Origin of the sequence: Duganella sp. BJB1802 (assembly GCF_013369445.1) — a bacterium.
GTDB lineage: Bacteria > Pseudomonadota > Gammaproteobacteria > Burkholderiales > Burkholderiaceae_D > Rugamonas > Rugamonas vulcania_A.
In genome coordinates this window covers 236,254-244,205 of record NZ_JABWEF010000010.1, presented here as the reverse complement: position 1 = coordinate 244,205, position 7,952 = coordinate 236,254, and the positions used below count along the sequence as shown (strand labels likewise).

Annotated in this window: 8 protein-coding genes; 5 read left to right on the top strand and 3 right to left on the bottom strand. The window is 62.5% G+C overall.

Going from position 1 to position 7,952, the window contains the following annotated elements; all coding sequences use genetic code 11:
• Window positions 1-313: 313 nt before the first annotated feature.
• Window positions 314-1,090 carry an enoyl-CoA hydratase gene (locus HUX88_RS17645; protein ID WP_117015854.1) on the bottom strand — a complete coding sequence of 259 codons (777 nt, stop codon included), beginning with the start codon at window positions 1,088-1,090 and terminating at the stop codon, window positions 314-316.
• Window positions 1,091-1,189: 99 nt separating this feature from the next.
• On the opposite strand from HUX88_RS17645, the gene HUX88_RS17640 reads away from it, so the two are divergent.
• Window positions 1,190-2,476 (top strand): MFS transporter, encoded by a 1,287-nt coding sequence (locus HUX88_RS17640; RefSeq protein ID WP_373886807.1) that lies wholly within the window; start codon window positions 1,190-1,192, stop codon window positions 2,474-2,476.
• A 63-nt stretch (window positions 2,477-2,539) separates the two neighbouring features.
• Entirely contained in the window at window positions 2,540-2,977 is a 438-nt protein-coding gene (locus tag HUX88_RS17635) for a universal stress protein (RefSeq protein ID WP_117015852.1), read from the top strand.
• Here HUX88_RS17635 and HUX88_RS17630 read toward each other — a convergent pair.
• Together HUX88_RS17630 and apaG are read right to left on the bottom strand one after the other, a co-directional pair.
• On the bottom strand, window positions 2,974-4,191 hold the full coding sequence (locus tag HUX88_RS17630; protein ID WP_176362607.1) for a murein transglycosylase A: 1,218 nt from the start codon (window positions 4,189-4,191) through the stop codon (window positions 2,974-2,976). The genes HUX88_RS17635 and HUX88_RS17630 overlap by 4 nt on opposite strands.
• A 142-nt stretch (window positions 4,192-4,333) precedes the next feature.
• Window positions 4,334-4,708, bottom strand: a complete 375-nt coding sequence (gene apaG, locus HUX88_RS17625; protein ID WP_117015850.1) for a Co2+/Mg2+ efflux protein ApaG — start codon at window positions 4,706-4,708, stop codon at window positions 4,334-4,336.
• Between the two features lie 181 nt (window positions 4,709-4,889).
• On the opposite strand from apaG, the gene rpe reads away from it, so the two are divergent.
• The 3 genes from rpe (at window position 4,890) to trpE (ending at window position 7,951) form a co-directional block, all read left to right on the top strand.
• The gene (rpe, locus tag HUX88_RS17620; RefSeq protein ID WP_176362606.1) at window positions 4,890-5,555 is read left to right on the top strand and encodes a ribulose-phosphate 3-epimerase; all 666 of its coding nucleotides are present in this window, start codon (window positions 4,890-4,892) and stop codon (window positions 5,553-5,555) included.
• Window positions 5,556-5,557: 2 nt separating this feature from the next.
• Window positions 5,558-6,241 carry a phosphoglycolate phosphatase gene (locus HUX88_RS17615; protein ID WP_176362605.1) on the top strand — a complete coding sequence of 228 codons (684 nt, stop codon included), beginning with the start codon at window positions 5,558-5,560 and terminating at the stop codon, window positions 6,239-6,241.
• 213 nt (window positions 6,242-6,454) lie between these two features.
• Window positions 6,455-7,951, top strand: a complete 1,497-nt coding sequence (gene trpE / locus HUX88_RS17610) for an anthranilate synthase component I (RefSeq protein ID WP_117015847.1) — start codon at window positions 6,455-6,457, stop codon at window positions 7,949-7,951.
• Window position 7,952 lies beyond the last annotated feature (1 nt).

Genomic DNA, 7,952 nt, shown 5'->3' with positions numbered 1-7,952 from the left:
ACTGACGGGTCGCTCACTCAAAATACTGACAGGCCACTATTTTCATAGCGCCTATTTCATTACTTCTTGTGAACATTTGATATTTTAAGTATCAGCAGAACTAGTCTGCTGTGCACTTTCATCAAACGCCCACACTTATCGACTGTTAATTTTTAAAGAACTTTATTCGGCACTGCGTTTGCTGCGGAGCGTTGTGTCCGTCAGCGAAGAAGAAAGAGTATGAAGCGTTTAGATCGTTTCGTCAACCCCTTCTTTTTTTCTCCCCGCTCAACACTGCATTTGCATGCACCGTTTTGCGGGGAGGCGAACTATATCAAAGACCCTCGAAGTTTGGCAAGCGCTTTTCGAGGAAGGCATGCATGCCTTCTTTCTGCGCAGGCGTGCCGAAGGCAGACTGGAACAGGCGGCGTTCATAATTGACACCTTCCGTCAGCGTGGTTTCGAAGGCGCGATTGACGGAGTCCTTGATCATCATCGCGACCGAGGTCGGCATCGATGCGATCTGCTTCGCCGCAGTCAGCACTTCCTCGATCAGCTTGTCCGCAGGGACCACGCGCGACACCAGGCCGATGCGCTCGGCCTCCACCGCGTCGATGGTACGCGCGGTCAGCAGCATGTCCATGGCCTTGGCCTTGCCGATGGTGCGCGGCAGGCGCTGCGTGCCGCCCGCGCCCGGCGTGACGCCGACCTTGATTTCCGGCTGCCCGAACTTGGCGGTGTCGGCAGCGATCAGGAAATCGCACATCATCGCCAGCTCGCAACCGCCGCCCAGCACGTAGCCGGCCACGGCGCCCACCACCGGCTTGCGGATGCGCAGAATATGCTCCCAGTTGCGGGTGATGTAGTTGTCGCGATAGGTATCCACATACGTATAGTCCGCCATGGCCGCGATATCCGCGCCGGCGGCAAAGGCTTTCTCGCTGCCGGTCAGAACGATGCAGCCGATGGCCGGATCGGCGTCGAACTTATATAAGGCGTCGCCCAACTCGTTCATCATGCGGTCGTTCAGCGCGTTCAGCGCCTTCGGACGGTTCAGACGGATCAAGGCTACTTTGTCGTGCACTTCAACGATCAGGTCTTCATATTGCATAGGTGTCTCCTTCACAGTGGAATATTCCTGAAGGATTGTAGCGCCTAACTCCCGCGCTGGTATCATTGAAACTCAGCAACCTGCTTTAAAGAGCTTCCTATTTTTACCGTCTTACGCCGCCACCTGAGCCACAAGCTGGACCACGACGCCCTGCTGCGCAACGGCGACTTCATGCGCTACTGGTCCAGCGCGATCCTCAACGGCTTCGGCAGTTACATCAGCGCGCTGGCGCTGCCGCTGTGCTCGGTCCTGCTGCTGCACGCGACGCCTGCGCAGATGGGCATGCTGGGCGCGAGCGCGGCGATTCCGTTCGCGCTGCTGGCCTTGCCGGCCGGCGTCTTCCTGGACCGCAACCGCAAGCTGCCGGTACTCCTGGGCAGCAAAGCGATCATGGCGCTCACGCTGGCCAGCATCCCGCTGGCTTACTGGCTGGGACGGCTGTCCATCGAATGGATGTACGTGGTCTCCTTTATCAGCGGTGCCTGCTCGGTGGTGGGCGGCGGCGCGGAACAGATCTTCCTCACCAACCTGATCGGGCGCGACCGCCTGACCGACGCGCAATCCAAGTTCGCCGCCACCGACTCGGCCTCGCGGCTGATCGCGCCCGGCGTCGCGGGCGTGCTGATCCAGTGGCTGACCGCGCCGTTCGCCGTCATGCTGAACGCCATCGGCTTTGTGATCTCGATCCTGCTGCTGCGTAACCTGAATGCCAACGATCCCAAGCCTGCGCCGTCCAACAAGCACCCGCTGCGCGACATCCACGACGGCCTGCTGTTCATCTGGGGCCAGCCGCTGCTGCGCACGCTGGCCTGGGGCGCGGGCGTGTGGCACATGCTGTTCTATGGTTTCGCCGCGCTCAGCGTGCTGTTCTCCACGCGCGAGCTGGGCATGACGGCCGGCATGCTGGGCATGGCGCAGATGGTCGGCGGCGTCGGTGTATTAATGAGTTCACTCTTATTGAAGCCGCTGAACACGCGCTTCGGCCCCGGCGCGACCATGTTGATCGGCCTGGGCCTGACCGCCTTCGCCTTCGCCGCCATGCCGATGATCCCGGCCAATCTGTTCGGCAGCCCGACCGCCAGCGCGGTGGCGTGCGGCGGCCTGTCGCTGTTCCTCGATTGCGGCGTAATGCTGTTCTTCATGCCATATATGACGATGCGCCAGAAAGTCACGCCGGACGCCTACCTGGGCCGCATGGTCTCGACCATGCGCTTCCTCACCGTGGCGACGGCGCCGATCGGCGCGCTGACGGCCGGCTATATCGGCGAGCACTTCAGCATCCGCACCGGCATGGCCTGCGTGGCGGTGGGCGGCATCGCGCTGACGGTGGCGATGGCCTCGTCCATGCGCAGCGTGCAGCAGCATACGGCGCCCGCCGCGTCCTAACGTGCGCCGTCGAACGATCTAAATCATTAGGCTGTTTTTGTGTTTCCTACATTGGAGTGCGCCATGTTCAAATCCATCCTGCTGCCCACCGACGGCTCCGAGCTGTCGGACAAAGCGACCGCGATGGCGGTCCAGTTTGCCCAGCTCAATCAAGCACGCCTGGTCGCGATCACCGTCATCACACCGCTGCCGTTCGCGTCCATGGGCGACAGCGGCGCGGTCATCGATTCCGGCCAGTTCGCGACGCAGATGCAGAACGCCGCCCGCCACCACATCGAGAAGGTGGCGGCCGCCGCGCGCGCCGCGGAAGTTCCGTTCGAGGGAGTGGTGACGATGTCGCCCAGCCCCTACGAGGAGATCGTCGAGGCGGCCAAGAAGTTTGAATGCGACATCATCATGATGGCGTCGCATGGGCGGCGCGGCCTGAACCGGCTGTTCCTGGGCAGCGAGACGCAGAAGGTGCTCGCCCATACCACGCTGCCCGTGATGGTCCTGCGTTAGAGCGGCTGCTTCGGCAGCAGCACCCAGACATTGCCGCGCTGCTTCATGCGGCCCGCGTTCTCCGACGCCTCCGTGCCGAAGCCGAAGAAGTAGTCGACGCGGATCGCGCCACGGATCGCGCCGCCCGTATCCTGCGCCATGACCAGGCGCTGCAGCGGGATGTCGCTGTTCGGCATGGTGGTCGACAGGAACACCGGCGCGCCCAGCGGCAGCTGCGTCGCATCGACCGCCACCGAACGGGAAGGCGTCAACGGCACGCCCAGCGAGCCTTTCGGCCCGACCTTGGGGTCCGGCAGGCGCTCCTCCCTGAAGAACACATAGCTCGGGTTCACATTGAACAGCTCCTGCATGCGCGTGGGATGGCCGGCGATCCATGCCTTGATGCCCTGCGCCGACGCCTGCTCCAGCGTCAGCTCGCCCTTCTCCACCAGGTACTTGCCGATCGACTTATACGGATGGCCGTTCTGGTCCGCATACGCCACGCGCACGGTTTCCTGCGTGTCGGTCAGCTGCACGCGGCCCGAGCCCTGCACCTGCAGGAAGAAGGACTCCACCGGATCGTCCACCCACAGCAGCTCCTTGCCGCTGAAGTCCGCCTTCTCGATATCGGCGCGGGTCGCATACGGCACCACCTTCTTGCCGACCAGCTTGCCGCGCAGGCGCATGCCCTTCAGCTCCGGGTACACGCCGGCCAGGTCGATGGTCAGCATATCGTCCGGTACTTTATAGAGCGGCGTCTGGTACGGGCCGCCCTTCTTGCGCGCGCCGCGCAGCAGCGGCTCGTAGTAGCCGGTGATCAGGCCGTCGGTGGCGCCGTCCGGCGCGATCACCTGGTTCGGCTCCATGAAGGCCTCGAAGAAGGTGCGGATCGCCTGCTCGTCGCTGCCGTTGACGGTGCGCGCGATGGTGCAGGACTCCTTCCAGTTGGGCTGCTTGACCAGCACCGAGCACGACGACATGAACGCCGGCCAGGCCGCGCGCACATCATCCTTGTCCCAGCCCGGCAGCGACGCGAAGGTGGCCGGCACCATCTGCAGCGCGGCCGGCTTGGGCGGCACTGGCGGCACCACGGGCGGCACGGTTGGAGGCGTGACCGGCGGCGTCACGGCCGGCGCGGGCGCCTGGGCCGGCGGCAGCGGCGTGGTGGTACAGGCGGCCAGGGAAAGCGCGACGACGGTCAGCGGAACGAGTAGACTACGGCTAGTTAATGACATAAGGATGGCTATGTTGGTCTTAATGATAGAAGCATGCGTGGCGTTTTTCCTGCTGGTGTTCATCGTCTGGTGGACCATGTACCAAGGCAAGGGCAAGACTAAGCAGCTGCCCCCGCCGGACCGGGAAAACGATCCGAAGTAATCAGTGCAGCGTGCGCGGCAGCGACAGCACGAACTCCGGGATCTTGACTTCGAACTGGTGGCCGTCCTCGGCCACGCAGAAGTATTCGCCGACCATCGAGCCTTGCTGGGTTTGCAGCGCCGTGCCGCTGGTGTACTCGAAATGCTCTCCCGGCTGCAGCAGCGGCTGATGGCCGACCACGCCCAGTCCGCGCACTTCTTCCACATGATTGTTGGCGTCGGTGATGACCCAGTGGCGTGAGATCAGCTGCGCAGCCACGGTGCCGGTATTCTTGATCGTGATCGAATAAGTGAACACGAAATTGGTGCGATCCGGATCAGACTGATCCGGCAGGTACTGAGTTCTGACCGACACAGTAAATTCGTAAGTGGCCATCGAGATTCCTTAAAGCTTGGTAAAAGCGTAATCGCTCTATGCAAAATTGGCGATTGTATATCGTCAGACCCCCATTGCACCGCAAATCCGCCCCGTATGCAAGGACGGCGCGGCTGAAAATCGGTGCGGTCGCGCCGGGCAGCGTAAAATAGCGCATCTTTTTTCTTGCCAGCCCTAAGCCATGACCACATTCCGCATCGCTCCCAGCATTTTGTCCGCCGATTTCGCCCGCCTGGGTGAAGAGGTCCGCAACGTCGTCACCGCCGGCGCGGACATCATTCACTTTGACGTGATGGACAACCATTACGTTCCCAACCTGACCATCGGCCCGCTGGTGTGCGAAGCGATCCGCCCGCACGTGCAAGTGCCGATCGACGTGCACCTGATGGTCAAGCCGGTCGACCGCATCATCCCGGACTTCGCCAAGGCTGGCGCCAACATCATCACCTTCCACCCGGAAGCGTCGGACCACATCGACCGCTCGCTGCAGCTGATCCGCGACCACGGCTGCAAGGCCGGCCTGGTGTTCAACCCTGCCACGCCGCTGAGCTACCTGGAACACGTGATGGACAAGATCGACATGATCCTGATCATGTCGGTCAATCCGGGCTTCGGCGGCCAGTCCTTCATTCCGCAGGCGCTGAAGAAGATCGCCGAAGCGCGCCGCCTGATCAATGAATCGGGCCGCGACATCCTGCTGGAAGTGGACGGCGGCATCAAGATCGACAACATCGCCGCCGCGGCGGCGGCAGGCGCGGACACCTTCGTGGCCGGCTCCGCCATCTTCGGCAAGCCGGACTACAAGGCCGTCATCGACGCCATGCGCGCCCAACTGGCGACGGTGTAAATATGAGCGTGCTGGCAGGCGTACGCGCCGCAATCATCGACCTCGACGGCACCATGCTGGACACGATCCCCGACTTCCACGTCGCGATCAACAGCATGCGCGCGGAGCTGGGCCTGCAACCGATCTCGCAGGACCAGATCGCGCTGATGGTCGGCAAAGGCTCCGAGAACCTGATCCGCTCCGTGCTGGGGCTGGACTGGGACGCGGCCCGCGTGGAAGCGCATTTCGACGCGGCGATGGACGCCTACCAGCGCCACTACCTGAGCATCAACGGCGACCACAGCGCGCTGTATCCGGACGTGATCGAAGGCCTGACGGCGATGAAGGCCCAGGGCCTGCGCCTGGCATGTGTAACCAACAAGCCAATCTCGTTCGCCACGCCGTTGCTCAAGCTGAAAGGCCTGGACGGATTTTTCGACGTGGTCTACGGCGGCGATTCGCTGCCTCGCAAAAAACCCGATCCGCTGCCGCTGCAAACGGTGTGCGCCGATTTCGGCCTGGCGCCGGCGCAGGTGGTGGCCATCGGCGACTCCTCGAACGACGCGCAAGCCGCACGGGCAGCGGGTTGCCCGGTGTTGACGGTACCTTACGGTTACAATCACGGAGAAGCTATACACAAAACGGATTCCGATGGTATAGTATCCACATTGCTGGAAGCGTCCAGCCTGATACGTTCGCAAAACTAACCCTTAGCTGAACTAACCTGACCAACATGTCTCTCACCAAAAAACACAACGTCAACCAAACCGGCTCGATTGAGGCCTGGCTTTGGCGACGCTGGCAATCCTGGCAAAACTAAGCCGAACTGATTGCTGTCGTCCGCATCCGCGCGTCCGACAGGTTTTTTGACAAACCACCGCCAAGCCACAACCACGCCCTTGGCGGCATGGAGAGAAGACATGACCGAACTCGAATTCAAATCGTTGGCCACCGACGGCTACAACCGCATCCCGCTGATCGCCGAAGCCTTCGCCGACCTCGAAACCCCGCTCACGCTGTACCTGAAACTGGCCCAGACCCAGAACGCCGGCAAGAACACCTTCCTGCTTGAATCGGTGGTCGGCGGCGAACGTTTCGGACGCTTCTCCTTCATCGGCCTGCCGGCGACGACGGTGCTGCGCAACTTCGGCACGCGCACTGAGATCGTCAAGAACGGCACGGTGATCGAGACCCACGAAGGCAATCCGCTCGAATTCATCGAGACCTACCAGAAGCGCTTCAAGGTCGCGCTGCGTCCCGGCATGCCGCGCTTCTGCGGCGGCCTGGCCGGCTACTTCGGCTACGACACCGTGCGCCACATCGAAAAAACGCTGGCCCACTCGCAGCCGAAGGACGACCTGGGCCTGCCCGACATCCAGCTGATGGTGACCGAGGAACTGGCCGTCATCGACAACCTGTCCGGCAAGCTGTATCTGATCGTCTACGCGGACACCACGCAGCCGGAGTCGTACGCCAAAGCGCGCCAGCGCCTGAAAGACCTGCGCATGATGCTGCGCCGTGGCTTGGACGCGCCGGTGACCAGCGCCTCGGTACGCACCGACATCACGCGCGACTTCCCGAAAGAGGAATACCTGAAGGCGGTCGCCAAGGCCCACGAATACGTGATGGCCGGCGACTTGATGCAGGTACAGATCGGCCAGCGCCTGCGCAAGCCTTACGTCGATTCGCCGCTGTCGCTGTACCGCGCGCTGCGTTCGCTGAATCCGTCGCCGTATATGTACTTCTACAATTTCGGCGACATGCAGATCGTCGGCGCCTCGCCGGAGATTTTGGTGCGCAACGAGACGCTGCCGGACGGCGAGAAGAAAGTCACGCTGCGTCCCATCGCCGGCACCCGCCCGCGCGGCGCGACGCCGGAACGCGACGCCGAACTGGCCACGGAACTGCTGGCCGATCCGAAAGAGATCGCCGAACACGTGATGCTGATCGACCTGGCGCGCAATGACCTGGGCCGCATCTCCGAGATCGGCAGCGTCAAGGTCACCGACCGCCTGGTCATCGAAAAATACTCGCATGTGCAGCACATCGTCTCCAACGTCGAGGGCAAGCTGAAAGCCGGCCTGTCCAACCTGGACGTGCTGCGCGCCACCTTCCCGGCCGGCACGCTGACCGGCGCGCCGAAAGTGCGCGCGATGGAAATCATCGACGAACTGGAAATCTCCAAGCGCGGCATCTACGGCGGCGCCTGCGGCTACCTGTCCTTCGGCGGCGAGATGGACGTGGCGATCGCCATCCGCACCGGCGTGATCAAGGACGGCATGCTGCACGTGCAGGCCGCCGCCGGCATCGTCGCCGATTCGATACCGGAGATGGAATGGTTGGAAACTGAAAACAAGGCGCGCGCCGTGCTGCGCGCCGCCGAACAAGTGCAAGATGGCCTGGATGGGGAGATCTGAG